This window comes from Streptomyces sp. NPDC029296 (assembly GCF_055569255.1).
The window spans coordinates 170,944-194,970 of record NZ_JBVHXT010000002.1 but is presented as its reverse complement, the minus strand read 5'-3'; the positions used below and the strand labels follow the sequence as shown (position 1 = coordinate 194,970).

The window sequence follows — 24,027 nt, the reverse complement described above, 5'->3', positions numbered from 1 at the left end:
CATGGCCCCCCTTCCCGGCAGTGGCCTCGCCAAGGGCCTGGCCGTCACCCTGCGCACGATGACGAGGAAGACCGTCACCGAGCAGTACCCGGACGCCCTGCCCGAGCTGCCGCCCCGCACCCGCGGGGTGATCGGGCTGTTCGAGGAGAACTGCACGGTCTGCATGCTGTGCGCCCGCGAGTGCCCGGACTGGTGCATCTACATCGACTCCCACAAGGAGACCGTCCCGCCCGCCGCCCCCGGCGGCCGGGAACGCAGCCGCAACGTCCTCGACCGGTTCGCGATCGACTTCTCCCTGTGCATGTACTGCGGCATCTGCATCGAGGTCTGCCCGTTCGACGCGCTGTTCTGGTCCCCGGAGTTCGAGTACGCCGAGACCGACATCCGCGACCTCACCCACGAGCGGGACAAGCTCCGCGAGTGGATGTGGACCGTGCCGGCCCCGCCCGCCCTGGACCCCGGTGCCGAGGAACCCAAGGAGATCGCCGCGGCCCGCAAGACCGCCGAGAAGCTGGCCGCCGCGCAGGCGGAGCCGGGGGAGGGCACGTCATGACGCTCGCCCAGACCCCCCAGGGCTTCCTGTCCCCGACCGGCGTCGAGATCGCGTTCCTGCTCGTCGGCCTGGTCACCCTCGGCGCCGCGCTGATCACCGTCACCACCCGGCAGCTGGTGCACGCCGCCCTGTGGCTGGTGGTCGCGCTCGGCGGCCTCGCCGTGGAGTACCTGCTGCTCACGGCCGAGTTCATCGCCTGGGTGCAGGTCCTGATCTACGTCGGCTCCGTCGTCGTCCTCCTGCTGTTCGGACTGATGCTCACCAAGGCCCCCATCGGCCGCTCCCCGGACGCCGACTCCGGCAACCGCCGGGCCGCGCTGACCGTCGCGGCCGTCGCCGCCGTCGCCCTGGTGTGGGTGGTCGCGGACGCCTTCCGCACCACCTGGATCGACCTCGACGGCCCGGCCGCCGGCACCACCGAGGTCACCGGCGCGAGCCTGTTCCGGCACTGGGTGCTGCCGTTCGAGGCCCTGTCCGTGCTGCTCCTCGCGGCCCTGGTCGGTGCGATCGTGCTGTCCCGCAAGGCCAAGGCCGACGCCGTACCCGCGGCCCCCGGGAAGGCAGGCGTCCGCTGATGCACCTCGCCTACCCCGCCGTCCTGTCCGCCCTCCTGTTCTGCACCGGCCTCTACGGCGTCCTCGCCCGCCGCAACGCGATCCTGGTCCTGATGTCGGTCGAGCTGATGCTCAACGCCGTCAACCTCAACCTGGTCGCCTTCGACGTGTGGCTCAGCCGGACCGCGAAGGAGACCCTGCACTCCGGGCAGGCCCTGACCCTGTTCACCATCGCCATCGCCGCCGCCGAGATCGGCATCGGCCTCGCGATCGTGCTCGCGGTGTACCGCAACCGCGGCACCTCCGACATCGACAAGCTCCGCGACACCGCCGAGGGCCCCGACGCGGAAGGACCCGACGGCGACGACCCCGCGGCCGAGAAGGCTGAGGCCACCGCGTGACCACGACCACCCTCGCCGTCCTCGTCCCCCTCCTGCCGTTCCTGGGCGCCGTGGCCGGCCTGCTGCTCGGCCGCACCGCCCCCGGCTTCGTCCGCCCGCTCGCCGTGCTGCCGCCGCTGGCCTCGCTGGTCCTGGCCGCGCTGGTCGCCGTGCGCCAGGGCGGCGACGCGGCCGTCGACGCCCGCACCGAGCTGACGCCCACCGGGTCCGTGCCCATCGAGCTGGCCCTGCACATCGACGGCTTCGCCGCGCTCGTCGCCGTCCTGGTCGCCTGCGTCGCGGCCTGCGTGCAGATCTACTCCACCGGCTACCTGCGCGACGACCCGCGCTACCCGTCGTACGCCGCGCTCGTCTCCCTGTTCACCTCCGCGATGCTCCTGGTCGTCTACTCCGGCGACCTGATCGTGCTGCTGGTCGGCTGGGAAGTGATGGGCATCTGCTCCTACTTCCTGGTGGGCCACTACTGGGAGACCTCCGAGGCCCGCGCCGCCTCCCTGAAGGCCTTCCTGGTCACCAAGCTCGGCGACGTCCCCTTCCTCATCGGCCTGTTCGCCCTGGCCGGTGACGCCGGGTCGTTCCGGATCACCCGTGTCCTCGGCGCCGTCACCAGCGGCGGCATCGACCACCCGACGCTGATCGCGCTGCTGCTGCTCGCGGGCGTCGCGGGCAAGTCGGCGCAGTTCCCGCTGCACACCTGGCTCCCGGACGCGATGGCGGGCCCGACGCCCGTCTCGGCGCTGATCCACGCCGCCACGATGGTCGCCGCCGGCGTCTACTTCACCGCCCGTCTCCTTCCGCTGTTCGAGGCCTCCCGGGCCGCGATGGTGGTCCTCGCCGTCATGGCCGCCGTCACGATGGCCGGTTCCGCCCTCGCCGCGCTCGCCCAGGACGACATCAAGCGCGTCCTCGCCTACTCGACCGTCGGCCAGCTCGGCTACATGACCGGTGCCCTCGCCGTCGGCGACCGCGGTGCCGCCGTCTTCCACCTCCTCACCCACGGCGCCTTCAAGGCGCTGCTGTTCCTCGCGGCCGGTGTGGTCATCCACGCCGCCGGCACCAACTCGCTGGCCGCCATGTCCCGCATGCGGGGCCTCGGCGACCGCGTCCCGGACGCCTACTGGACGATGACCGTGGCGCTGCTCGCGCTCGCCGCGATCCCCCCGTTCAGCGGCTTCTTCTCCAAGGAGTCCGTCCTCGGCGCCGCCGAGCACGTCGCCCAGGGCCACACCGGGCACGCCCCCGGCGCCGCCGGCTGGATCGTCCTCGTCGCCGGTCTCCTCGCCGCCCTGCTGACCGCCGCGTACGCCGCCCGGCTGTGGCTGCTCGCCTTCCGCGGCCGGGGCACCGAGGCCCCCGATCACGGACGCCGGCCGCCGACGACGACCGTGGTGCTGTGGGTCCTGGCGGTCCCCTCGCTCGCCCTCGGCGGGCTCGCCTACCGCGTCCTGCCCGACTGGTTCGACGGCCGCGACCTGACCCCGACCCCGCTCACCTCCGTCCTCGGCACGGGTCTCGCCCTGGTCGGCGGGCTGCTCACCTACGGCGCCTGGCAGCGCACCACCGCGCTCGCCGCCCGCTCCCCGCTGGGCGCGGTCGCCGCCCACCCGGAGGGCGACGCCGGCCTGGTCGAGGCCGAGGCCATCGCCACCCACGAGCCGGCCTACGGCGACATCGCCCACGCCCCCGACCCGGCGGACCCCGGACGGCTGCTGCTCGGCCCGCTGCACCGGCCCGCCGCGGCCGGCTTCCACCTGGACGCCGTGTACACGGCGCTGTTCGTCCGCCCGGTCCAGGCGGGGGCGAGCCTCGTCCGGTTCCTGGACCGCGAGGTCGTCGACACCTACGTGCGCGGTGCCGCCGCCCTGCCCCGGCTGCTCGGGGCCGCCGTACGGCGTGCGCAGACCGGCAATGTGCAGACCTATGTGAGCGCGCTGCTCGCCGGCACCGTCGTCCTGGCGGTCGCCGTCCTCCTCGTCGCCACGGGAGCGTGAGCAGGCGTGATCGATATCAACGAGTCCGTGATGCAGTTCCTTCTGGCATTCGTCGTCGCCGGCCCGCTCCTCGGCGCCGTCGCCGCCCTCCTCCCGGCCCCGCCCGGACTGAAGGGGAAGTCACCCGGGCAGGCCGTGCTGCGGCACGGCGTGACCGTCACCGGCGTCGTCCTGATCGCCGCGATCGTCCTCGCGCTCGGCTTCGACCACGACCACCCGTCGAGGATGCAGGCCACGACCGACATCAGCTGGATCCCCGCGCTCGACGTGCGGATCCACCTCGGCACCGACGGCATCTCCCTCCCCCTCCTGGTCCTGACCGCGCTGCTGACCTTCCTGTGCGCGCTCTACTCCTACTTCAAGCCGCCCGCGGGCCCGGCCCCGAAGGCGTTCGTCGCGCTCCTGCTCCTGCTGGAGTCCGGCACCCTCGCCACCTTCGCCGTCCTCGACCTGCTGCTGTTCTTCCTCGCGTTCGAGATGGTGCTCATCCCGATGTACTTCCTCATCGCCCGCTGGGGCGGCGCGGGCCGGACCCGGGCCGCGTGGAAGTTCATCCTGTTCACGCTGCTCGGCTCCGTCGTCATGCTGCTCGGCCTGCTCCTGATCGGGATCAAGGCGGGCACGTTCGACATGGTGGCACTCGCCACTGACAACGGCCGGTCACTGACCACATCCGTGCAGGTCATCGCCGTCCTGGCGATCGGGATCGGGCTCGCGGTGAAGACGCCGATGTGGCCGCTGCACAGCTGGCTGCCCGATGCCCACACCGCCGCGCCGACCGTCGGTTCGGTGCTGCTCGCCGGTGTCCTGCTGAAGATGGGCACGTACGGGTTCGTCCGGATCGTGCTGCCGGTGGCGCCGGACGGTTTCCGCACCTTCGCGCCGTACCTCGCCGCGCTCGCCGTCGTCGGGATCGTCTACGGATCCCTGGCCTGCCTCGCCCTCGCCCGGCAGGGCGCCCGGGGCGACCTCAAGCGGCTGATCGCCTACTCCTCCGTCGGCCACATGGGCTTCGTCCTGCTGGGCATCGCCAGCACGACCCCGACCGGCGTGAACGGCGCCCTGTTCGCCAACATCGCCCACGGCCTCATCACCGGCCTGCTGTTCTTCCTGGTCGGAGCCCTCAAGGACCGCACCGGCAGCACCGACCTGGACACCCTGGCCGAGGAGACCGGCGCCGCCCTCTACGACCGGGCCCCGCGCCTGGGCGGCCTCCTCGCCTTCGGCGCGGTCGCCTCCCTGGGCCTGCCCGGACTCGCCGGGTTCTGGGGCGAGATGCTGGCCCTGTTCGGCTCCTTCCGGCCCGCCGCCGGCCTCAGCCGGCCGGCCTTCCTCACCTTCATGGCGATCGGCGCGTTCGGCACGCTGCTGACGGCCGCCTACATGCTGATCGTGGTCCGCCGCGTCTGCATGGGCGGCACCGAGCGGGAGACGGCGAGGCTCGCCGACGTCCACGGGTACGAGTTCGCCGCCTGGACCCCGCTGGTCGCCCTCACCGTCCTCGCCGGACTGTGGCCGGGGGCCCTGCTGGGTCTGACCGACCCGGCCGTGCAGCAGCTCCTCGCAGGAGGCACCCGATGAGCGCCCAGCCGCTTGCCGAGTCGCTGGTCCAGTCCGTCGACTGGCTCGCGATCGCCCCGCCCACCCTCACGGCCCTCGTCGCGCTCGCCGTCCTCGTCGCCGACCTGTTCGTCCCCGAGCCCCGCAAGGCCGTGCTCGGCTGGGTCTCGGTCGCCGGACTCGCGGCGGCCACCGCGCTGCTGCTGCCCCTCCTGGACGGCGACCGCAGCACCTTCTGCACCGGCGGCCCCGCGCACGCGTGCAGCTACACCGCCGACCACTTCACCCTCGTCATCCAGTTCCTCGTGCTCGGCGGCGCCCTGCTCGCCGCCCTGCTGTCCGTCACCCACCTGGACGACGAACGGCGGCGCGTCCCGGCGGGCGAGTTCTGGTTCCTGCTGCTGTCCTCCGCGGCCGGCGCCGCCCTGCTGCCCGCCTCCCGCGACCTGGCCACGCTGATCGTCGCCCTGGAGGTCGCCTCCCTGCCCGCGTTCGCCCTCGTCGGCATCCGGCACGGCGACGAGCGGTCCTCCGAGGCCGCTCTGAAGTTCTTCCTGTCCTCGGTCACCGCGACCGCGGTCAGCCTGATGGGCATCAGCTTCGTCTACGCCTCCACCGGCACCCTCTACCTCACCCAGGTCGCCGAGCGCCTGCCGCACATCGACGGACAGCTGCACACCCTCACCCAGGCCGGCGTCGTCCTCACCCTCGTCGGCTTCGCCTTCAAGACGGCCGCCGTGCCCTTCCACTTCTGGGTGCCCGACACCTACGTGGGCGCGCCCCTGCCCGTCGCCGCCTATCTGTCGGTCGTCGGCAAGGCGGTCGGCTTCTCCGGCCTGATCCTCGTCACCGTCGTCGCGTTCCCGTCGTACGCCGACGTGTGGGGGCCCGCGCTCGCCGCCCTGGCCGCCCTCACCATGACCGTCGGCAACGTCGCCGCCCTGCGCCAGGGGGCCACGCGCGCGTACGGCGCCGTACGGCTGCTCGCCTGGTCCTCCGTCGGCCAGGCCGGCTATCTGCTGGTGCCGGTCGCCGCCGCCGGATACACCAAGGACGCCGAGCGGGCGATCGGCTCCACCGTCGCGTACGCCCTGATGTACGCCGCCGTGAACCTCGGTGCCTTCGCGGTGGCCGCCGTGGTGGGCCGCGGCCGGGCGCTGAACCGGATCGCCGACTACCGGGGCCTGTACGCCGCCAACCCCTTCAGCGCGCTGCTGCTGGCCTTCTTCCTGCTGTGCCTGGCCGGGCTGCCGCCGGGCGTCATCGGGCTGTTCGCCAAGGTCACCGTGTTCTCGGCGGCCGTCGACGCGGGCCTCGGCTGGCTCGCCGTCGTCATGGCCGTCAACGTCGTGATCGCCCTCTTCTACTACCTCCAGTGGACGGCCCTGCTGTTCCGCGCCCCCGAGGGCGAGCCCGCCCGGCACCGGGTCCCGGCGCCCGTCACGGCCGCCCTCGCCCTCACCGGGGTCCTCGGCGTCGCCCTGTCCGGAGCGCCCCAGCTGGTCCTGCGGTTCGCGGCCACCGGACTGTTCTGAGGAGTCGTCACGCGTGCGCGGGGCACCCGTGCCGCCCGCGCGCGTACGGCCGAACGAGCACGTCACCCGCCCGGCCGGGGCGGGCGGCCGGGGGCGCGCGGGAACTCGTGGGCCCCGCCCGCCGTTGTCAGAGGCGGGAGGGTCCACTGGATCAGAGTGTTCCCAGCAGCACGACTTGGAGGGCGCACCGTGCACCGCCGGCACAACGGGCTCAGGACGGCCGTACTCCTCGGGGGGCTGTCCGCACTCATCATCGTCATCGGCAGCTTCTTCGGCCGCCCGGGACTGGTCGTCGCGGTCCTCGTCGCGCTGGGCACGAACGCGTACGCGTACTGGAACAGCGACAAGCTCGCCCTGCGCGCGATGCGTGCCCGCCCGGTCAGCGAGTTCGAGGCCCCGGCGCTGTACCGAATGGTGCGCGAGCTGTCCACCGAGGCCCGCCAGCCCATGCCCCGGCTGTACATCTCGCCGACGGAGGCCCCGAACGCCTTCGCCACCGGCCGCAACCCGCGCAACGCGGCCGTGTGCTGCACCGAGGGCATCCTGCGCCTGCTGGACGAGCGCGAGCTGCGCGGCGTCATCGGCCACGAACTGAGCCATGTCTACAACCGGGACATCCTCATCTCCTCGGTCGCCGGCGCGCTCGCCTCCGTGATCATGTTCCTGGTGAACTTCGCCTGGCTGATCCCGGTCGGCCGCTCGGACGACGACGAGGGCCCCGGCCTGTTCGGCATGCTGCTGATCATGATCCTCGGCCCGCTCGCCGCCTCCTTGATCCAGCTGGCCATCAGCCGCTCCCGGGAGTACGAGGCGGACGCCTCCGGTGCCCAGCTCACCGGCGACCCGCTCGCCCTCGCCAGCGCGCTGCGCAAGCTGGAGACGGGCACCAAGCAGCTTCCGCTGCCGCCCGAGCCCCGGATCGAGACGGCGAGCCACATGATGATCGCCAACCCCTTCCGCCCGGGCCAGGGAATGTCCAAGATGTTCTCCACGCACCCGCCGATGGCGGAGCGCATCGCCCGGCTCGAAAAGATGGCCGGCGGCCACGGGTGAGGAACGTCCCGGCCGGCCGGGCGCGCTGGAATTCCTCGACGCGGCGGCCTTTCATTTCCGGTCGGGCAGCCGCGCGAAAACCGGTGTACACAGCTCCCCGGCCGCCGGACCGCCACGTTCGTGCGGGGTGATCAGAACGAAGAAGGCGACCGCGCGCGGAGGCGGCCTCGCGGCTGCGGCCACCTGCTGTCCGGCCGAAGTCCTGTGTTACCGGCAGTCCTGGAAGGCCGAGTTCAGGCGCGGTGACGTGGTGTACGTACCTCTTCTCATCCAGGTGCCCAAGCCTGCCGGCCAGGAAAACACCGGGTGCGGACACCGCGAGAACACTGGCGCGCCGTGCGCTCGTCCTCATGGACGCCCCCTTCGGGGGGTCGGAGTCAGCGTCCGCCGAATGCCCGGTCCGTGGGCACGACCTCCTGTCCCAGCGGCATGAGCGAGAGGGGGATGAGCTTCAGGTTCGCCCACCCGAAGGGAATGCCGACGACCGACAGGAAAAGAGGAATGCTCGTGACCAGGTGGGCCAGCGCGAGCCACCAGCCCGCGAAGACCACCCAGATGACATTGCCGACGCACGACGGCGCCCCGGCACCCGGCCTCTCCACAGTGGTTCGGCCGAACGGCCAGAGAACGAACCCGGCGATGCGCAGCGACGCGATGCCGAACGGAATGGTGACGATCAGGACGAAGCAGATCAGGGCGGCGACCAGATAACCGATCGCCATCCAGAGCCCGCAGAGAAGAAGCCACAGGATATTGAGCAGCAGGTTGAAAACCTTCATGTCCGGTATACCTCTCCAGGCGGGCCGGCCGGCATACCTGCCGCCGTCGCGCCTCACCTTTCGCGCCGGCCCGCCCGCCACCGCCGCACGCCGTAGGCCGTCCCGCCCGCCGCGAGCACACCCGCGCCGGCGGCCACCGAGGCCGGGGGCAGCGCGAAGGCCAGCGTGGCGCAGCCCAGCAGGCCCACCGCCGGCACCACGCGGGCGCGCGGGGCCGCGCTCAGCGTCCAGGCCGAGGCGTTGGCGACGGCGTAATAGGCGAGCACACCGAAGGACGAGAAGCCGATCGCGCCGCGCACGTCCACCGTGGCCGCCAGCACGGCGACCACCGCGCCCACCGCCGCCTCCGCCCGGTGCGGCACCCGGAACCGGGGGTGCACGGCCGCCAGCGTGCCCGGCAGATGCCCGTCGCGGGCCATGGCGAGCGTCGTACGGGACACCCCGAGGATCAGCGCCAGCAGCGAACCCAGCGCCGCCACCGCCGCCCCGGCCCGCACCACCGGCACCAGCCCCGGCGCCCCGGCCGCCCGCACCGCGTCGGCCAGCGGCGCCGCCGCGTGCCCGAGCCGGTCCGCGCCGAGCACTCCGAGCACCGCCACGGCCACACCGGCGTACACCACCAGGGTGATCCCCAGGGCCAGCGGGATCGCCCGGGGGATCGTGCGCGCCGGATCGCGCACCTCCTCCCCGAGGGTGGCGATCCGCGCGTACCCGGCGAACGCGAAGAACAGCAGCCCGGCCGCCCGGAGCACCCCGCCCGGGTCCGTCGGCGGTGCCGCCGTCAGCCGTCCGGCGTCCGCCTCCCCGGAGGCCAGGCACACCACGACCACGGCCGCGAGAACGGCCAGGACGACGGCCACGATGCCCCGCGTCAGCCACGCCGCCTTCTGGATCCCGCCGTAGTTCACGGCGGTCAGCGCCACCACGGCGGCGACCGCCACCGCGTGCGCCTGCCCCGGCCACACGTACGCGCCCACGGTGAGCGCCATGGCCGCGCAGGACGCCGTCTTGCCGACCACGAAGGCCCAGCCGGCGAGATACCCCCAGAAGGCGCCCAGCCGCTCCCTGCCGTACACGTACGTGCCGCCGGAGGCCGGATGACGGGCGGCCAGCCGGGCGGAGGACCACGCGTTGCAGTAGGCCACCACGGCGGCGACGGCGAGCCCGGCGAGCAGCCCGGACCCGGCCACGCGCGCGGCGGGCCCCGGCGCGGAGAAGACCCCGGCGCCGATCATCGAGCCCAGGCCCACGACCACGGCGTCCCGCACGCCCAGGCCGCGGCGCAGACCGGCATCCGTACGTGTCATGCGCCGCACCCTACTGAGCGCGGGCAACCGGGGGACGGGCCGCCGGCGTCTTCCTTCCCGACACGGCACGGACACGCGCGCGTGCCGCACACCGGGCCCAGGCGAAAGGCCGGGGCGCGGACGGCGCGGACGCAGCGCGGAAGGGCGGGTTCACGGCATGGGCATCATCGGTTGGATCATCCTGGGACTGCTGGCCGGAGCCATCGCCAAGGTCCTGCTGCCGGGCCGCGATCCCGGGGGCTTCATCGGCACGACCGTCATCGGCATCGCGGGCGCGTTCCTCGGCGGCTGGATCTCGGCGCGCTGGCTGGACCACCCGATCAGCAAACACTTCTACGACGGCGCGACCTGGGCGGCGGCCATCGGCGGCTCCCTGGTGCTGCTGATCGCCTACCGCCTCCTGTTCGGCAACTCCCGCGACTGACCCCGGCCGGAGGGCACAGCACGGAAGGGCGGGCACCCCACGGCGTCCGCCCTTCTCCCTCCGTGCGCCTAGCGGTAGTTCACGAACTGGAGCGGGAAGTCGAAGTCCTTGCCCTTCAGCAGGGCGATCACGGTCTGGAGGTCGTCACGGCTCTTGGAGCTGACGCGCAGCTCGTCACCCTGGACCTGCGCCTTCACGCCCTTCGGGCCCTCGTCGCGGATGATCTTCGCCACCTTCTTGGCGTTGTCCTGGGAGATGCCCTCCTGGATCGTCGCGAAGATCTTGTACTCCTTGCCGGAGAGCTGGGGCTCGCCCGCCTCCAGCGCCTTCAGCGAGATGCCGCGCTTGACGAGCTTGGACTCGAAGACGTCGAGGACGGCCTTCACCCGGTCCTCGGAGTTGGCCTCCATGAGGATCTTCTCGCCGGACCACGAGATCGAGGCCCCCACGCCCTTGAAGTCGTAGCGCTGCGAGATCTCCTTGGCGGCCTGGTTGAGGGCGTTGTCGACCTCCTGCCGCTCGACCTTCGAGACGATGTCGAAACTGGAGTCGGCCATGTCCTGTGGCTCCTTGTATCGGGGTGCGAATGGGGTGGGTGCCGGCGTGCGCGGCGGCGACCGCCGGGCCCGGTGATCCACCGGGCCGCATCCGCACCAGCCTAGCCACCCCGCGCCCCCGGATGCGGAGATCAACCGGGTGGCGAAGCACCCTCGTGCATCGGGTATTGTTTACGTCGTTGCCGGGGAACACCGCCGAAAGCGGGTTCGACGCGGCAGCGCCACCCGGCGGTGTGCCCGAGCGGCCAAAGGGAGCAGACTGTAAATCTGCCGGCTCAGCCTTCCCAGGTTCGAATCCTGGCGCCGCCACACGGGAACGAGAGCCCCGTGATCTGTGAGAACAGGTCACGGGGCTCTCGTCGTACGTGCTGCGGGCGGGCGGGGTCAGGCGGGTGGTGTGGGCCGCAGGGCCAGCAGGGCGATGTCGTCGGTGGTGTCGGCGCCGAACTTGATGACCAGTTCGTCGCAGAAGACGTCCAGGGGGGCCTGCGCCTGGGCGGCCGTGAAGTGGCGGAGCCGGCTCATGGCGTCGTCCAGCGACTCCCCGCGGCGTTCGATGAGGCCGTCGGTGAACAGCAGCAGCGTGGAGTGGGGCGGCAGCGCGTCGTAGGAGGAGCGGCGGGGCAGGCTCGGGTCCATGCCGATCAGCAGGCCCCGGCCCTCGTCCAGGTACCGCGTCTCGCCCTCCCGGGTGGTCAGCAGGGGCGGCAGGTGGCCGGCGGAGGAGTGGCGCAGCCATGTCGTGTCTGCGTCGTCCTTGACGACGGAGTAGACGCAGGTGGCGGTGGACTGCGGGTTCAGGGTCTGGCTGGCCAGGTCCAGGCGGCGCAGCACCTCCCCGGGCGGCTCCTGCCGGTCGACGGCGATACCGCGGAGCATGTTGCGCAGGGTGCTCATGGCGACCGCGGCCTGGAGATCGTGCCCCGACACATCGCCGATGACCAGCGCGATGTCGCCGTCGGGCAGCGTGAAGGCGTCGTACCAGTCGCCGCCGACCTCCGCGGTGGTGCTGGACGGCACGTAGCGGGCCGTCAGTTCCAGGTGCTCCACGCGGGGCAGATCGGGCAGCAGCGCACGCTGGAGGTGTTCGGCGTTGGAGCGGGCGTGCTGGTGCAGCCGGGCGTTGTCCACCCCGAGCGCGACGGCACGGACCAGCTCCGACACCAAGGGGATGTCCTCCTTGGTGAACGGGTTCTCGTCCTCGGTACGGACCATGGTCAGGGCGCCGAAGACCTCCCGCTGGGCCCGCAGCGGAGCGACGACGGCGGTGCTCGCCCCCAGGTGCTCCACCAGCTCCAGCTGCCGCGCCTCGAAGGGGTTCTGCGGCCGCCCGGGCGAGGAGGTGTCGGTGACCAGCAGCGGACCCGCGCCGCGCAGCACCCTGGGCAGCGAGCCCTCGGTGATCTCCGACGGCGGGGCGAGCCGGCCCAGGTGCGACCCGGGCACCGGTGCCCGGGGGTCGCGGTGGACGAGGCAGACCCGCTCCAGGTGCCCCTGCTCGTCGACGAGGTCCGCCATGCACCAGTCGGCCAGCTCCCGGGTGAGGGCCTGGCACACCCGCCGCAGCCGCTCGTGGGGGTCGAGGGTGCCGGTCAGCGCCATGCCGATGTCGGCGAACAGGGACAGCCACTCCGGCGTCGCCGCCTGCGTGCTCACCGGCTTCACCGTCTTGGTGGTCGTCGGCAGCCGCACCGGGCCCGGCGACGGCCGCGTCGAGTGCTCCGCCTTCCGGGGGGCGTCCGCCGGGGCCGGGGGAGCCGTCGTCGTGGTGAGCTGGGCGACGAACACGGTGCGCCCGTCGATCGCCTCCTGGGTCTCGATGGTGAGGCGGATGGGGACCACACGGCCGTCCCGGTGCAGCGCGGGAACCGGGACCGGCCGGCCCAGGATGCGGGACTCGCCGGTGAGCAGCAGCGAGGTGAAGGCCGTCACATGGCGTTGGCGCAGGTGCTCGGGCATGAGCACGGTCAGCCGCTGCCCGACCAGATCGTGCGCGGGCCAGCCCAGCAGGCTCGACGCGGCGTCGTTCACCGCGATGATCCGGTTGCCGTCGTCGGCCGCGACGGTCGGCACCTGCGCGGTCTCCACCTCGCTCGCGTCCCACGGCGACAGGTCCGTCGGATTGGTGCCCGGGGCCAGGGGGGCCTGCGTCCACGCGGTGGGCCGTGCGCCGGACAACTGGCCGGTGATCTGGCCGAGCAGCCAGTGCCGGAAGGCCCGGATGTGCGGAAGCGCCGGCAGGGCCAGCAGACTGCCCTGCTGCGCCGCCGCGTCGGCGGCGTCGAGGACCCGGCACAGCGCCGTGACGCGGGGCGCGGCGTCCGCCCCGAACGCCACCAGCAGGGAGAGCGTGGAGCTGTCGGGGGTCTCCTGCTCCACCGCCGCCGTCATGGACGCGCAGATCATGCTGCTCGTGTCCTGGGCGACGGCCAGGTCCTCCGGGCGCACCACGGTCCCGGCGGCGGCGGGGGTGGCGAGGAGCAGCTCGCGCAGCAGCCCCTCCCACTGCTGCTGGGCCGCCCAGTACAGGGCGTACGGCACGTCGTTCAGCGTCACGGTGACGGTCCGGCCGGGCGGCGCCACGGTCTCCCACGCGGACGGCGGCGGCGCGGGCGCCTCGGGCCACACGTCGAACCAGACCGTCTTGCGGCCCTCGCCGCTGTGCGCACCGTGACTGGTGGCCAGCTCCTCGACCAGGGCGAGGCCCCTGCCGGTGCAGGCGTAGAGATGGCGGGCGTGGGGCACCAGCCCGTAGTCCGGGCGGTGGTCGCTGACCCGCACATGGGCCTGGCCCTCGACGGTCCACGCCTCCACCTCGATCGTGGTGCGCGCGTGGAGGACGGCGTTGGTCACCAGCTCGCCGGTCAGCAGCTCGGCGGTGTCCACCACGTCCGGCGCCAGACCGTCCAGCGCCGACCGTACGAACCTCCGGGCGGCCACGACGCTCTCCGGCGCCGGAACCAGGCGCCGCGCCGGCGTTCCCGGGGGGATGGGGCTGCCCATATCGGCTGGGTGCCCAGAAGAACGCGGATGAAAAGGGCGAAGATCCCATGAATCGCCCGCCCGGGGCGCCTGCCGTGGAATCCGTCCGGGGCACCTGCCGTGGAACCCGCCCGAGCCGCCCGGGCGACCGGCCCGGGTGCGCACGCGGGCCGTCCGGACGATGCTGGAGCCATGGCCGGGAAACGCCCCATCATCGTGCAGCTGCCGTCCCCTACCGGCGGTCGCCGGGTGCGGGTGGACGGCGAGATCCTCGGCCTCGCGCACAACGTGCGGGACTTGGTGGAGTTCCTGCGCCGGGCGGGGCTGGAAATGGAACCGGAAGAGGTCGCCGACTCCCCGCTGATCGACTGGCGCGGCGTCGGCCCCGACCGCTGGGAGGCGGAGACCCGGACCTGACCGCGCCCCTCGGCACGTCACACGGCCGGCCGGCGGGCACACCGGCGTACGGCCGGTCGATTCCCGGTACGCCGGCGGGCACACTGGCGGCATGTCCTCCCGACGCAGAACCTGTCCCGTGTGCCACCGCGACATCGCCGTCGTCGCGGGCCGCTTCGCGCGGCACGACCCGCCCGGGGCGCGCGCGAGCGGCGGACTCGTCTCCTGCGCCGGGTCGCGACGGCACGCCCAGGTCGGCGCGGCGCAGCCGTCGTTGGACGGCTACGTCCTGCCGGACTTCCCCGGGCAGTTGCCCCTGTTCTGACGCCGCGTGCCCCCTGCGGGCGATCCTGTGGGCGATCCGCGCCCTCAGTTGCCCGCCACCGACTTGACCGCGACCGACACCGGTGTCGAACCGCTGATCAGTTCCAGGGTGAGTCCGGCCGTCGCCGGAGTGTCCACCAGCTCCGCGAGGACGGCCGCGACGTCGTCCCGGGGGACCGGGCCACGCCCCGTGTGCGCCTCCATCCGGACCAGGCCGGTGCCCGGCTCGTCCGTCAGCGCGCCCGGGCGCAGGATCGTCCAGTCCAGGGCCTCCTGACGGGTGACGTACGCGTCGGCCTCGCCCTTGGCGCGCAGGTACGCGTCGAAGACCTCGTCCCCCTGGTGCGCGGGGTCCGCGCCCATCGAGGACACCACCAGGAAGCGGCGCACACCGGCGCGTACGGCCGCGTCCGCGAACAGCACCGCCGCGCCCCTGTCCACCGTGTCCTTGCGGGCCGCGCCGCTGCCCGGGCCCGCGCCGGCCGCGAAGACCGCCGCGTCCGCGCCCTGGAGATGCGCCGCCACCTCCTCCAGCAGGGCCGACTCCAGGTCGAGCAGCACCGGTTCGGCACCGGCCGCCCGCAGGTCGTCGCCCTGTCCGGGCGTGCGGATGATGCCCGCGACCTCGTCACCGCGCGCGGAGAGCAGGCGCTCCAGGCGCAGCGCGATCTGACCATGTCCACCAGCGATGACAATGCGCATGATTCCGACCGTACGCCCGAAGAGCCGCATCCGCCGCACGAGTTGGCCGCCACGACCCGAGCCCCGCGGCAAGGGCCCGCGTAAGCGCGCGGCCACGCGCCCGCGCGCCCCCCTCGCCCCCACGGTCACGGGCCCGGCTCACGACAACTCCCCGCGCCCCTGCCGCGGCAGCCCGGGTTCCGCCGTCGTCGCCGAGTGGCAGTACTCGCGTACCGCGCTCGTGCGGGCCACCACCCGGCCCCGGTGCACCACGATCCGGCTGTAGGCCAGGGACAGCGCGCCGGCCAGACGGTCGCCGCGCACGGCCAGCAGCTCGGCCGGGAAGCCCGCCTCCACCCGCACCTCGGGCAGCCCCAGCGCCGCGCGGGCCGACGCGGACACCGCGTCGTAGGCGTCCTCCGGGCGCAGGCCGTGGAGGGACGCGAGGAGGTAGGCCGCCTCCAGGGGATCGCCGCGGCCGACGGGGTCGGACACGTCGCGCAGGGCCCCGCTCCCGGCCGTCACCCGCACCCCGGCCGCGCGCAGCAGCCGCACCGGCGCCGTGCCCCGCCGGTCGGTGCCGCCGCAGCCGCCCTGGGGCAGGCACGCCACCGTCACGCCGGCCGCCGCGAGCTGGTCCGCGGTGCGCGAGGCGAGCCGGGCGGGCAGGCGCGCGAGAGCGGCGCACGGCCCGATCGTCACGCCGGGGCGCAGACCCCCAGCCATGGCCGCGAGCCGGGACAGCCGGGCCGGGTCGGCGGCGTCCGTGTGCAGATCCACCGGGCAGCCGTGCTCGGAGGCCACCTCCAGGACCGCCTCCACATAGCCGGTGGGGTCCGGGTCCAGGTCCGGGCAGCCGCCCACCACGCAGGCGCCCATCTTCACCGCGTCCCGCAGCACGGCCAGCCCGTCGGCCCCGGCCACCCCGGTCAGCAGCCGCGGCATCGCCACCGTCGTCAGCTCCGCCAGCCCGCGCAGCGACCGCCGGGCCCGCAGCACCGCGCCGAGCGCGCCGAGCCCCCGCACGTCGCCCACGCGCACGTGCGCGCGCACCGCCGTCGCGCCGAGCCCGAGCTGCAGCAGGGCCGCCTCCGTCGCCCGGCGCTGGACGTCCTCGGGGGCGTACGACACCGGCCCCGGGTGTTCGGCGGACAGCGCGGTGTCCCCGTGGACGTGCGGTTCGGCCGGGGCCGGCAGCAGCAGGTACCCGCTCAGGTCCAGCCGGGCGACGCCCGCGCGGGCCTGACCCGCCGTGAGGCTGCCGGCGGTGCCCACCGCCTCGATGCGGTCCCCGCCCAGCCGCACGTCCACGGTCCGGCCGTCGGTGAGCCGCGCCCCGCACAGCAGGAGGCCGTCCGGGCCGGACGGCCCGGAGGACCCCGGCGGGTCCGGTGGCGGGTGCGGCTGGCTCTCGGGCATCGCGCTCCAGGGTCGGGGCAGGGCTCGGCGGGCCGGCGTGACGGGTGCGGGGCGCGTGGTCGCCCCAAGATCACGCAGGGCGGATCGAGCCTAGGGTCGCCGGCCGCGCGGATCCGGGAAGGGCGCAATAGTCGTACCGGCGTGGCCCGGGGCTCGGAGGACCGCCGGGCGGGCCGTGGGGAGCCTTCCGGCGGGCGACGGGATACGGATTTGGGTGAACGGCTGCGGACCGTGTAATGTCTTCATCGCTCGCCCCAATAGCTCAGTCGGCAGAGCGTCTCCATGGTAAGGAGAAGGTCAACGGTTCGATTCCGTTTTGGGGCTCTGGTGTGAGAGGTTCCCGCCGCAAGGCGGGAGCTGATCTCATCAAAGCGGTGTAGCTCAGTCGGTAGAGCAAGCGGCTCATAATCGCTGTGTCACCGGTTCAAGTCCGGTCACCGCTACTGACAGTAGCCGATTGTGGGGTCGGTCCTTCGATCGGCTACTCTTTCTTGCGTTGAACCAGTCCATCCGTTCGTCTTAGGAGCACTCACGTGGCTGCCACCGACGTCCGCCCGAAGATCACGCTGGCCTGCGTGGAGTGCAAGGAGCGGAACTACATCACCAAGAAGAACCGGCGTAACAACCCGGACCGTCTTGAGATGAAGAAGCACTGCCCGCGTTGCAACGCGCACACCGCGCACCGCGAAACGCGATAATTCAGGCTCGTTCGTGAGGCCGTCCCCTTCCGAGGGGGCGGCCTCACGGCGTTTTCCCGGCCCGGCCACACCGTGCGCCCCATCCGGCCCCGTGGGATTCCCCGACCGGTTTCCGGCTAATTTGGGGCCCTCACAGCAAAGATCAGGAGGTGCCGGGCCATGGCGCTCGACCAGTCCTTCGTGGGACGGACCTACCCGCCCACCGCGCCCTATGAGGTGGGCCGGGAGAAGATCCGCGAGTTCGCCGAGGCGGTGGGCGAGACCAACCCGGTGTACACGGACCCCGAGGCCGCCGAGGAATTCGGCCACCCCGATGTGATCGCCCCGCCGACCTTCGTGTTCTCCATCACTTTCCGGGCCGCCGGACAGGTCGTCCAGGACCCGCAGCTCGGCCTGGACTACAGCCGCGTGGTGCACGGCGACCAGAAGTTCGCCTACGCCCGCCCGGTGCGCGCCGGCGACCGGCTCACGGTCACCTCCACCATCGAGGCCGTCAAGTCCCTGGCCGGCAACGACATCCTGGACATCCGCGGTGAGGTCCACGACGAGTCGGGCGAACTCGTCGTGACCGCCTGGACCAAGCTCGTGGCCCGCGCGGCCGAGGAGGCGTGAGGATCCGATGACGGCGAAGATCGCGTACGACGACGTCGAGGTCGGCACCGAGCTGCCGGCGCGGAGCTTCCCCGTGACGCGCGCCACGCTGGTGCGCTACGCGGGTGCCTCCGGCGACTTCAACCCGATCCACTGGAACGAGAGGTTCGCCAAGGAGGTGGGCCTGCCGGACGTCATCGCGCACGGCATGTTCACCATGGCCGAGGCGATCCGCGTGGTCACCGACTGGACCGGTGACCCGGGCGCGGTCGTGGAGTACGGCGTCCGCTTCACCCGCCCCGTCGTCGTCCCGAACGACGACCAGGGCGCGCTGATCGAGGTCAGCGGCAAGGTCGCGGCCAAGCTGGACGACCACACCGTGCGGGTGGACCTGACGGCCATGAGCGCCGGTCAGAAGGTGCTCGGCATGTCCCGGGCGGTCGTACGACTGGCCTGAGGGTCCCGCTGCCGGAGCAAGGGGCGCCCTTCCGCGAGGAGGCGCCCCTTGCGCGTGGGGCGGCGGACGGTCGGTCCCCGCGTGCCCGGCCCCCTCGCCCCCGTCTCGTACGCTTGGCCCGTGCAGGTACTCCACGACGCCCCCCTTGCCCCGCTGACCACCTTCCGGCTGGGCGGTCCCGCGACCCGGCTGGTGACGGCCGGCACCGACGCCGAGGTCATCGCCGCGGTGCGCGAGGCCGACGACAGCGGCACGCCGCTGCTGATCATCGGCGGCGGGTCGAACCTGGTCATCGGCGACAAGGGCTTCGACGGCACCGCGCTGCGCATCGCCACGCGCGGGGTCGAACTGCGCGGCGGCACGCTGGAGCTGGCGGCCGGCGAGGTGTGGACCGACGCCGTCGCCCGCACCGTGGAGGCCGGGCTCGCCGGGATCGAGTGCCTGGCCGGCATCCCCGGCTCCGCGGGCGCCACGCCCATCCAGAACGTGGGCGCCTACGGCCAGGAGGTCTCCTCGACGATCACCGAGGTCGTCGCGTACGACCGCCGGGCCGGCGAGACCGTCGTCCTCACGAACGAGGAGTGCGCCTTCTCGTACCGCCACAGCCGCTTCAAGGCCGACCCCGACCGCTATGTCGTGCTCCGGGTCCGTTTCGCACTGGAGGACGCGGGCGGGCTGTCCGCGCCGCTGAAGTACGCCGAGACCGCCCGCGTGCTCGGCGTGGCGACCGGCGACCGGGTGCCGCTCGCCGACGCCCGCGAGACCGTGCTGAGGCTGCGCGCCGGCAAGGGCATGGTGCTGGACCCCGAGGACCACGACACCTGGTCCGCCGGGTCCTTCTTCACCAACCCGATCCTCACCGACGATCAGTTCGCCGCCTTCCACGCGCGCGTGCGCGAACGGCTGGGCGACGGCGTCGAACCGCCCGCCTACCCGGCGGGACCGGGCCGTACGAAGACGTCCGCGGCCTGGCTCATCGACAAGGCGGGCTTCACCAAGGGCTACGGCACCGGCCCCGCCCGCATCTCCACCAAGCACACCCTCGCCCTGACCAACCGGGGCGAGGCCACCACGGAGGATCTGCTCGCCCTGGCCCGCGAGGTGGTCGCCGGGGTCCGCGCGGCCTTCGGCGTCACCCTCGTCAACGAGCCGGTGACCGTGGGCGTGAGCCTGTAGCGCCCGCCCCGGCGGCGGCGCACCGGATCAGTACGCCACCCCCACGCCCTGCCGCACGGTCTCCTTGGCGTCGATCATCGACAGCATCGCGTGCGCGACGTCCGCGCGCGCGAGGAAGCGTCCCCGGGCGGGGGTGCCGCCGACGACCGTGCGGTAGCGGCCGGTGAGCGGCTTGTCCTGGAGCCGCGGCGGCCGTACGCACGTCCAGTCGGTGTCGCTGCGGGCCAGGCCGGCCTCCATCGCGCGCAGGTCGGCGTAGACGTCCTTCAGGATCACCGAGATGACGCTCCGTACCGCCCGGTCCACGGCACCGTCGCCCTTGGCGGCCGGGCCGACCGGGCTGGCGCTGACCACCAGCAGCCGGCGCACCCCCTCCGCCTCCATGGCGCCCACGATCGTCCGGGTCAGCCGGGCGGTCACCCCGTCGGCCCTGCGACCGCGCGGCCCCAGGCCGGACAGGACGGCGTACCGGCCGCGGACGGCGGCGCGCAGCTCCTCCGGGTCGTCCAGACGGCTGCGGACGACCTCCAGCCGGTCCCCGGACACCCGGAGCCGGGCGGGGTCGCGGACGACCGCCGTGACCTCGTGACCGGCGTCCAGGGCCTGGCGGACCAGCTCCCGGCCCGTCCCCCCGGTGGCGCCGAAAACAGTGAGCTTCATGGTGACCTTCCTGACTTCCCGGCTGTCCGACACGCGGTGGGTGAGTGCTCACTCACCCATGCGGCTCCTAGAGTGGGTAAGCACTCACCCACCCGTCAAGGCCGATAAGGAGTCCCATGGAGCCCGCGGAGACGAAACCGGCGCGTGTGCGCATCCTCGACGCCGCCCACGAGCTGATGCTCACCGTCGGACTCGCCCGCGCCACCACCAAGGAGATCGCCCGCGCGGCCGGCTGCTCCGAAGCGGCCCTCTACAAGTACTTCGACAGCAAGGAAGAGCTGTTCGTACGGGTCCTCACCGAGCGTCTGCCCCGGCTCGCCCCGCTGCTCGACAGCCTCGCCGCCGCACCCGGACGGGCCACCCTGGAGGAGAACCTCACCGCGATCGCCCGCCAGGCCGCGCTCTTCTACGAGCAGAGCTTCCCGATCGCCGCCTCCCTGTACGCCGAGACACAGCTCAAACGGCGCCACGACGACACCCTGCGCACCCTCGGCTCCGGGCCGCACACGCCCATCCAGGGCCTGGACGCCTACCTGCGCGCCGAGCAGGCCGCCGGCCGGGTCCGCGCCGACGCCGACACCTACGCCGCCGCCTCACTGCTCCTGGGCGCCTGCGCCCAGCGCGCCTTCGCCTACGACGCCACCGAGACCGGGCGGCGGCCGCCGGTCGACGAGTTCGCCGCCCGGCTCGCCCGGACCCTGCTGGGCGGCATCCGGGTGGCGTAGGACCGCCGGGCGACTCTCAGGCCGCCGGGCGGGCCAGCCACTCGTCCACCCGGGCCAGCAGCCGCGCCTTGACCTCCGCGGGCGCGGCCGAGCCCCGCACCGACTGCCGGGCCAGCTCCGCCAGTTCGGCGTCCGTGAAGCCGTGGGCGTGCCGGGCGATCTCGTACTGGGCGGCCAGCCGGGAGCCGAACAGCAGCGGGTCGTCCGCGCCGAGCGCCATCGGCACGCCCGCCTCGAAGAGGGTGCGCAGCGGGACGTCCCGCTGCTTCTCGTACACGCCGAGCGCCACGTTCGAGGCCGGGCACACCTCGCAGGTCACGCCCCGGTCGGCCAGCCGCTTCAGCAGCCGCGGGTCCTCGGCGGCCCGCACCCCGTGCCCGAGCCGCGTGGCGTGCAGGTCGTCCAGGCAGTCCCGGACCGACGCCGGACCGGCCAGCTCCCCGCCGTGCGGGGCCGACAGCAGACCGCCCTCGCGCGCGATGTGGAAGGCCCGGTCGAAGTCCCGGGCCATGCCCCGCCGCTCGTCGTTGGAGAGCCCGAAGCCGACCACGCCCCGGTCCGCGTAGCGCACCGCCAGCCGGGCCAGCGTGCGCGCGTCCAGCGGATGCTTCATCCGGTTCGCGGCGACCAGGACGCGCATGCCGAGGCCGGTCTCCCGGGAGGTCGTGTCGACCGCGTCCAGGATGACCTCCAGCGCCGGGATCAGACCGCCCAGCCGGGGCGCGTACGACGTCGGGTCCACCTGGATCTCCAGCCAGCCCGAGCCGTCCCTCAGGTCCTCCTCCGCGGCCTCCCGCACCAGGCGCTGGATGTCCTCCGGCGTGCGCAGGCAGGAGCGGGCGGCGTCGTACAGCCGCTGGAAGCGGAACCAGCCCCGCTCGTCCGTGGCGCGCAGCCGCGGCGGCTCCCCGCTGACGAGGGCGTCCCTCAGCGTGTCGGGCAGCCGTACGCCGTACTTGTCGGCCAGCTTCAGCACGGTCCCTGGTCGCATCGATCCGGTGAAGTGCAGGTGCAGATGGGCTTTCGGCAGCTCGGACAGATCACGTACACGCTCCATTCCCAGATCCTGCCGCACGCCACCGCTTTCCCGGTAGCCGTTTCCCCGTAGGTGCGCCCGCTCGTACACGAGAACGGGCCGCCTCCCCGCAGGGAGACGGCCCGCATGCGCGCGTGGCGGCCGGGACCTAGTCCCGCGCCTCCGCCAGCAGCTTCTGGACGCGGCTCACGCCCTCGGCGAGGTCCTCGTCGCCGAGCGCGTACGACAGCCGCAGGTAGCCCGGCGTGCCGAACGCCTCGCCCGGGACGACCGCGACCTCGGCCTCCTCCAGGATCAGCGCGGCCAGCTCGACGGTGTCCTGCGGGCGCTTGCCGCGGATCTCCTTGCCGAGCAGCGCCTTGACCGACGGGTAGGCGTAGAACGCGCCCTCGGGCTCCGGGCAGACGACGCCGTCGATCTCGTTGAGCATCCGCACGATGGTCCTGCGGCGCCGGTCGAAGGCCTCCCGCATCTCCGCCACCGCCTCCAGGCCGCCGGAGACGGCGGCCAGGGCGGCCGCCTGGGCCACGTTGGAGACGTTGGAGGTGGCGTGCGACTGGAGGTTCGTCGCGGCCTTGACGACGTCCTTCGGGCCGATGACCCAGCCCACCCGCCAGCCGGTCATGGCGTACGTCTTCGCCACGCCGTTGACCACGACGCACTTGTCGCGCAGCTCGGGCAGGAGCGCCGGCAGGGACACCGCGGCGGCGTCGCCGTAGACCAGGTGCTCGTAGATCTCGTCGGTGAGCACCCAGAGGCCGTGCTCCAGGGCCCAGCGGCCGATCGCCTCGGTCTCGGCCTCCGAGTACACCGCGCCGGTCGGGTTGGACGGGGAGACGAAGAGGACGACCTTCGTCCGCTCCGTGCGCGCCGCCTCCAGCTGCTCCACCGAGACCCGGTAGCCGGTGGTCTCGTCGGCGACGACCTCCACCGGGACACCGCCGGCCAGGCGGATCGACTCCGGGTACGTCGTCCAGTACGGCGCCGGGACGATGACCTCGTCGCCCGGGTCGAGGATCGCGGCGAAGGCCTCGTAGATGGCCTGCTTGCCGCCGTTGGTGACCAGGATCTGCGAGACGTCGGGCTCCCAGCCGGAGTCGCGCAGCGTCTTCGCGGCGATCGCGGCCTTCAGCTCGGGCAGGCCGCCGGCCGGGGTGTAGCGGTGGAACTTGGGGTTCTTGCAGGCCTCGACGGCCGCCTCGACGATGTAGTCCGGGGTCGGGAAGTCGGGCTCACCGGCGCCGAAGCCGATCACCGGACGCCCGGCGGCCTTCAGGGCCTTGGCCTTGGCGTCCACGGCGAGGGTGGCGGACTCGGAGATCGCGCCGACTCGGGCGGAGACCCGGCGCTCGGTGGGAGGGGTTGCAGCGCTCATGCGGCCCATCGTTCCAGACCGGAAATACCCCCGGCACACGGGTTTCACAGACTGGGCAGCCAACGGCCAAGGGGTGAACACGGGTCCGAATCGGGCCCCCGGCCTGGACGATCTTCGTCTCCACGGCTTCGACGGGCACTTTCTGTTCGACGCCGGGCGCCGGACCACGTACACTCTCACCTCGTTGGCCTCTCGACGGCCGTCGCCGAGCCGGTGCACATCGGGCACCCGGCCGGATGCGGTACGTTGGGGGACACACAAAGGGTCGTAGCTCAATTGGTAGAGCACCGGTCTCCAAAACCGGCGGTTGGGGGTTCAAGTCCCTCCGGCCCTGCTACACACACCGCCAGGATGTGTGCGCATGTACGTACAGCAATGCACCGCCGTGCGGCTCAGAAACCGGGCGCGGCACGGCCACGACCCGGGATCAGGTGAGGATCATGACGGACGCCGTGGGCTCCATCGACACGCCTGATGCCCAGGATGAGGTGCCCGAGTCGAAGAAGGGCCGCAAGGGCGGAAAGCGTGCCAAGAAGGGCCCGCTCAAGCGCCTCGCCACCTTCTACCGCCAGATCGTCGCGGAACTCCGCAAGGTCGTCTGGCCGACGCGCAACCAGCTGACGTCGTACACCACCGTGGTGATCTTCTTCGTCGTCATCATGATCGCCCTGGTGACCGTGATTGACTATGGGCTCGACCACGCGGCCAAGTACGTCTTCGGCTGAGCCAAAAGCGAAGGGCGCCGTGGTACCGGCGCCCCTTTTCGCATGTTCCACCCCTATGTATCCAGGAA

The 24,027-nt window shown here is 73.0% G+C and carries 25 protein-coding genes and 4 tRNA genes; 20 read left to right on the top strand and 9 right to left on the bottom strand.

Features of this window, described 5'->3' with window-relative positions:
* The first annotated feature begins 1 nt into the window (after position 1).
* The 7 genes from ACZ4W9_RS02405 (at position 2) to htpX (ending at position 7,647) form a co-directional block, all read left to right on the top strand.
* On the top strand, positions 2 to 553 hold the full coding sequence (locus ACZ4W9_RS02405) for a NuoI/complex I 23 kDa subunit family protein (RefSeq protein WP_467932606.1): 552 nt from the start codon (positions 2 to 4) through the stop codon (positions 551 to 553).
* Positions 550 to 1,128, top strand: coding sequence for an NADH-quinone oxidoreductase subunit J family protein (locus ACZ4W9_RS02400; protein WP_467932605.1), 579 nt, complete (start codon positions 550 to 552; stop codon positions 1,126 to 1,128). Before ACZ4W9_RS02405 ends, ACZ4W9_RS02400 begins: the two co-directional genes overlap by 4 nt.
* Positions 1,128 to 1,508, top strand: a complete 381-nt coding sequence (gene nuoK / locus ACZ4W9_RS02395) for an NADH-quinone oxidoreductase subunit NuoK (RefSeq protein ID WP_467932603.1) — start codon at positions 1,128 to 1,130, stop codon at positions 1,506 to 1,508. Before ACZ4W9_RS02400 ends, nuoK begins: the two co-directional genes overlap by 1 nt.
* The gene (locus tag ACZ4W9_RS02390) at positions 1,505 to 3,499 is read left to right on the top strand and encodes an NADH-quinone oxidoreductase subunit 5 family protein (RefSeq protein WP_467932602.1); all 1,995 of its coding nucleotides are present in this window, start codon (positions 1,505 to 1,507) and stop codon (positions 3,497 to 3,499) included. The genes nuoK and ACZ4W9_RS02390 overlap by 4 nt, the downstream gene beginning before the upstream one ends.
* 6 nt (positions 3,500 to 3,505) lie before the next feature.
* A complete protein-coding gene (locus tag ACZ4W9_RS02385; RefSeq protein ID WP_467932601.1) occupies positions 3,506 to 5,080 on the top strand; it encodes an NADH-quinone oxidoreductase subunit M in 1,575 nt (524 codons plus the stop codon).
* Positions 5,077 to 6,594, top strand: coding sequence for an NADH-quinone oxidoreductase subunit N (locus tag ACZ4W9_RS02380; RefSeq protein WP_467932599.1), 1,518 nt, complete (start codon positions 5,077 to 5,079; stop codon positions 6,592 to 6,594). The genes ACZ4W9_RS02385 and ACZ4W9_RS02380 overlap by 4 nt, the downstream gene beginning before the upstream one ends.
* 189 nt (positions 6,595 to 6,783) lie before the next feature.
* Positions 6,784 to 7,647, top strand: coding sequence for a zinc metalloprotease HtpX (htpX, locus tag ACZ4W9_RS02375; protein WP_467932598.1), 864 nt, complete (start codon positions 6,784 to 6,786; stop codon positions 7,645 to 7,647).
* Positions 7,648 to 8,024: 377 nt separating this feature from the next.
* Here the strand turns inward: htpX and ACZ4W9_RS02370 are convergent, their stop codons facing one another.
* Positions 8,025 to 8,426, bottom strand: coding sequence for a YccF domain-containing protein (locus ACZ4W9_RS02370; protein ID WP_467932596.1), 402 nt, complete (start codon positions 8,424 to 8,426; stop codon positions 8,025 to 8,027).
* A 53-nt stretch (positions 8,427 to 8,479) separates the two neighbouring features.
* Positions 8,480 to 9,733: an APC family permease gene (locus ACZ4W9_RS02365; RefSeq protein ID WP_467932595.1), complete on the bottom strand. Its 1,254-nt coding sequence runs from the start codon at positions 9,731 to 9,733 to the stop codon at positions 8,480 to 8,482.
* Between the two features lie 157 nt (positions 9,734 to 9,890).
* Between ACZ4W9_RS02365 and ACZ4W9_RS02360 the strand changes: the two genes are divergently transcribed.
* Positions 9,891 to 10,157: a GlsB/YeaQ/YmgE family stress response membrane protein gene (locus ACZ4W9_RS02360; RefSeq protein WP_467932593.1), complete on the top strand. Its 267-nt coding sequence runs from the start codon at positions 9,891 to 9,893 to the stop codon at positions 10,155 to 10,157.
* A gap of 68 nt (positions 10,158 to 10,225) precedes the next feature.
* Here ACZ4W9_RS02360 and ACZ4W9_RS02355 read toward each other — a convergent pair whose 3' ends face one another.
* Entirely contained in the window at positions 10,226 to 10,714 is a 489-nt protein-coding gene (locus tag ACZ4W9_RS02355) for a YajQ family cyclic di-GMP-binding protein (RefSeq protein ID WP_467932592.1), read from the bottom strand.
* A gap of 227 nt (positions 10,715 to 10,941) precedes the next feature.
* Between ACZ4W9_RS02355 and ACZ4W9_RS02350 the strand changes: the two genes are divergently transcribed.
* A tRNA-Tyr gene (locus tag ACZ4W9_RS02350) sits at positions 10,942 to 11,023 on the top strand.
* 75 nt (positions 11,024 to 11,098) lie between these two features.
* On the opposite strand, the gene ACZ4W9_RS02345 is transcribed toward ACZ4W9_RS02350, so the two are convergent.
* Positions 11,099 to 13,717, bottom strand: coding sequence for a SpoIIE family protein phosphatase (locus ACZ4W9_RS02345; RefSeq protein WP_467932591.1), 2,619 nt, complete (start codon positions 13,715 to 13,717; stop codon positions 11,099 to 11,101).
* A 171-nt stretch (positions 13,718 to 13,888) separates the two neighbouring features.
* Between ACZ4W9_RS02345 and ACZ4W9_RS02340 the strand changes: the two genes are divergently transcribed.
* Together ACZ4W9_RS02340 and ACZ4W9_RS02335 are read left to right on the top strand one after the other, a co-directional pair.
* Positions 13,889 to 14,113 carry a hypothetical protein gene (locus ACZ4W9_RS02340; protein WP_467932590.1) on the top strand — a complete coding sequence of 75 codons (225 nt, stop codon included), beginning with the start codon at positions 13,889 to 13,891 and terminating at the stop codon, positions 14,111 to 14,113.
* 91 nt (positions 14,114 to 14,204) lie between these two features.
* Positions 14,205 to 14,417 (top strand): hypothetical protein, encoded by a 213-nt coding sequence (locus ACZ4W9_RS02335; RefSeq protein WP_467932588.1) that lies wholly within the window; start codon positions 14,205 to 14,207, stop codon positions 14,415 to 14,417.
* A gap of 44 nt (positions 14,418 to 14,461) precedes the next feature.
* On the opposite strand, the gene ACZ4W9_RS02330 is transcribed toward ACZ4W9_RS02335, so the two are convergent.
* A complete protein-coding gene (locus ACZ4W9_RS02330; RefSeq protein ID WP_467932587.1) occupies positions 14,462 to 15,118 on the bottom strand; it encodes an SDR family oxidoreductase in 657 nt (218 codons plus the stop codon).
* A 138-nt stretch (positions 15,119 to 15,256) separates the two neighbouring features.
* A complete protein-coding gene (locus tag ACZ4W9_RS02325) occupies positions 15,257 to 16,516 on the bottom strand; it encodes an amidohydrolase family protein (RefSeq protein WP_467932586.1) in 1,260 nt (419 codons plus the stop codon).
* Between the two features lie 251 nt (positions 16,517 to 16,767).
* Between ACZ4W9_RS02325 and ACZ4W9_RS02320 the strand changes: the two genes are divergently transcribed.
* The 6 genes from ACZ4W9_RS02320 (at position 16,768) to ACZ4W9_RS02295 (ending at position 19,438) form a co-directional block, all read left to right on the top strand.
* Positions 16,768 to 16,840: transfer RNA gene (locus ACZ4W9_RS02320), tRNA-Thr, on the top strand.
* A gap of 46 nt (positions 16,841 to 16,886) precedes the next feature.
* Positions 16,887 to 16,959: transfer RNA gene (locus ACZ4W9_RS02315), tRNA-Met, on the top strand.
* Between the two features lie 90 nt (positions 16,960 to 17,049).
* Positions 17,050 to 17,214, top strand: a complete 165-nt coding sequence (rpmG, locus tag ACZ4W9_RS02310; protein WP_003948671.1) for a 50S ribosomal protein L33 — start codon at positions 17,050 to 17,052, stop codon at positions 17,212 to 17,214.
* 159 nt (positions 17,215 to 17,373) lie between these two features.
* On the top strand, positions 17,374 to 17,826 hold the full coding sequence (locus tag ACZ4W9_RS02305) for an FAS1-like dehydratase domain-containing protein (RefSeq protein WP_467932585.1): 453 nt from the start codon (positions 17,374 to 17,376) through the stop codon (positions 17,824 to 17,826).
* A gap of 7 nt (positions 17,827 to 17,833) precedes the next feature.
* Positions 17,834 to 18,262 carry a MaoC family dehydratase gene (locus ACZ4W9_RS02300; protein WP_467932583.1) on the top strand — a complete coding sequence of 143 codons (429 nt, stop codon included), beginning with the start codon at positions 17,834 to 17,836 and terminating at the stop codon, positions 18,260 to 18,262.
* 120 nt (positions 18,263 to 18,382) lie between these two features.
* Positions 18,383 to 19,438 carry a UDP-N-acetylmuramate dehydrogenase gene (locus ACZ4W9_RS02295; protein WP_467932582.1) on the top strand — a complete coding sequence of 352 codons (1,056 nt, stop codon included), beginning with the start codon at positions 18,383 to 18,385 and terminating at the stop codon, positions 19,436 to 19,438.
* A 27-nt stretch (positions 19,439 to 19,465) separates the two neighbouring features.
* On the opposite strand, the gene ACZ4W9_RS02290 is transcribed toward ACZ4W9_RS02295, so the two are convergent.
* Positions 19,466 to 20,098, bottom strand: coding sequence for an NAD(P)-dependent oxidoreductase (locus tag ACZ4W9_RS02290; protein WP_467932581.1), 633 nt, complete (start codon positions 20,096 to 20,098; stop codon positions 19,466 to 19,468).
* A 116-nt stretch (positions 20,099 to 20,214) separates the two neighbouring features.
* On the opposite strand from ACZ4W9_RS02290, the gene ACZ4W9_RS02285 reads away from it, so the two are divergent.
* A complete protein-coding gene (locus ACZ4W9_RS02285) occupies positions 20,215 to 20,823 on the top strand; it encodes a TetR/AcrR family transcriptional regulator (protein WP_467932580.1) in 609 nt (202 codons plus the stop codon).
* Between the two features lie 16 nt (positions 20,824 to 20,839).
* Here the strand turns inward: ACZ4W9_RS02285 and ACZ4W9_RS02280 are convergent, their stop codons facing one another.
* Positions 20,840 to 21,880 carry an adenosine deaminase gene (locus ACZ4W9_RS02280; protein WP_467932578.1) on the bottom strand — a complete coding sequence of 347 codons (1,041 nt, stop codon included), beginning with the start codon at positions 21,878 to 21,880 and terminating at the stop codon, positions 20,840 to 20,842.
* A 127-nt stretch (positions 21,881 to 22,007) separates the two neighbouring features.
* Positions 22,008 to 23,234 carry a pyridoxal phosphate-dependent aminotransferase gene (locus ACZ4W9_RS02275; RefSeq protein ID WP_467932577.1) on the bottom strand — a complete coding sequence of 409 codons (1,227 nt, stop codon included), beginning with the start codon at positions 23,232 to 23,234 and terminating at the stop codon, positions 22,008 to 22,010.
* 261 nt (positions 23,235 to 23,495) lie between these two features.
* On the opposite strand from ACZ4W9_RS02275, the gene ACZ4W9_RS02270 reads away from it, so the two are divergent.
* Positions 23,496 to 23,568, top strand: a tRNA-Trp gene (locus tag ACZ4W9_RS02270).
* A 106-nt stretch (positions 23,569 to 23,674) separates the two neighbouring features.
* On the top strand, positions 23,675 to 23,959 hold the full coding sequence (gene secE / locus ACZ4W9_RS02265) for a preprotein translocase subunit SecE (RefSeq protein WP_467932576.1): 285 nt from the start codon (positions 23,675 to 23,677) through the stop codon (positions 23,957 to 23,959).
* Positions 23,960 to 24,027: the final 68 nt, after the last annotated feature.

Coding starts and splice junctions, on each gene's coding strand:
- ACZ4W9_RS02405 (WP_467932606.1), top strand. CDS start 2: ATGGCCCCCCTTCCCGGCAGTGGCCTCGCCAAGGGCCTGGCCGTCACC.
- ACZ4W9_RS02400 (WP_467932605.1), top strand. CDS start 550: ATGACGCTCGCCCAGACCCCCCAGGGCTTCCTGTCCCCGACCGGCGTC.
- nuoK (WP_467932603.1), top strand. CDS start 1,128: ATGCACCTCGCCTACCCCGCCGTCCTGTCCGCCCTCCTGTTCTGCACC.
- ACZ4W9_RS02380 (WP_467932599.1), top strand. CDS start 5,077: ATGAGCGCCCAGCCGCTTGCCGAGTCGCTGGTCCAGTCCGTCGACTGG.
- ACZ4W9_RS02370 (WP_467932596.1), bottom strand. CDS start 8,426: ATGAAGGTTTTCAACCTGCTGCTCAATATCCTGTGGCTTCTTCTCTGC.
- ACZ4W9_RS02365 (WP_467932595.1), bottom strand. CDS start 9,733: ATGACACGTACGGATGCCGGTCTGCGCCGCGGCCTGGGCGTGCGGGAC.
- ACZ4W9_RS02360 (WP_467932593.1), top strand. CDS start 9,891: ATGGGCATCATCGGTTGGATCATCCTGGGACTGCTGGCCGGAGCCATC.
- ACZ4W9_RS02355 (WP_467932592.1), bottom strand. CDS start 10,714: ATGGCCGACTCCAGTTTCGACATCGTCTCGAAGGTCGAGCGGCAGGAG.
- ACZ4W9_RS02345 (WP_467932591.1), bottom strand. CDS start 13,717: ATGGGCAGCCCCATCCCCCCGGGAACGCCGGCGCGGCGCCTGGTTCCG.
- ACZ4W9_RS02340 (WP_467932590.1), top strand. CDS start 13,889: ATGGCCGGGAAACGCCCCATCATCGTGCAGCTGCCGTCCCCTACCGGC.
- ACZ4W9_RS02335 (WP_467932588.1), top strand. CDS start 14,205: ATGTCCTCCCGACGCAGAACCTGTCCCGTGTGCCACCGCGACATCGCC.
- ACZ4W9_RS02330 (WP_467932587.1), bottom strand. CDS start 15,118: ATGCGCATTGTCATCGCTGGTGGACATGGTCAGATCGCGCTGCGCCTG.
- ACZ4W9_RS02325 (WP_467932586.1), bottom strand. CDS start 16,516: ATGCCCGAGAGCCAGCCGCACCCGCCACCGGACCCGCCGGGGTCCTCC.
- ACZ4W9_RS02305 (WP_467932585.1), top strand. CDS start 17,374: ATGGCGCTCGACCAGTCCTTCGTGGGACGGACCTACCCGCCCACCGCG.
- ACZ4W9_RS02300 (WP_467932583.1), top strand. CDS start 17,834: ATGACGGCGAAGATCGCGTACGACGACGTCGAGGTCGGCACCGAGCTG.
- ACZ4W9_RS02290 (WP_467932581.1), bottom strand. CDS start 20,098: ATGAAGCTCACTGTTTTCGGCGCCACCGGGGGGACGGGCCGGGAGCTG.
- ACZ4W9_RS02285 (WP_467932580.1), top strand. CDS start 20,215: ATGGAGCCCGCGGAGACGAAACCGGCGCGTGTGCGCATCCTCGACGCC.
- ACZ4W9_RS02280 (WP_467932578.1), bottom strand. CDS start 21,880: ATGGAGCGTGTACGTGATCTGTCCGAGCTGCCGAAAGCCCATCTGCAC.
- ACZ4W9_RS02275 (WP_467932577.1), bottom strand. CDS start 23,234: ATGAGCGCTGCAACCCCTCCCACCGAGCGCCGGGTCTCCGCCCGAGTC.
- secE (WP_467932576.1), top strand. CDS start 23,675: ATGACGGACGCCGTGGGCTCCATCGACACGCCTGATGCCCAGGATGAG.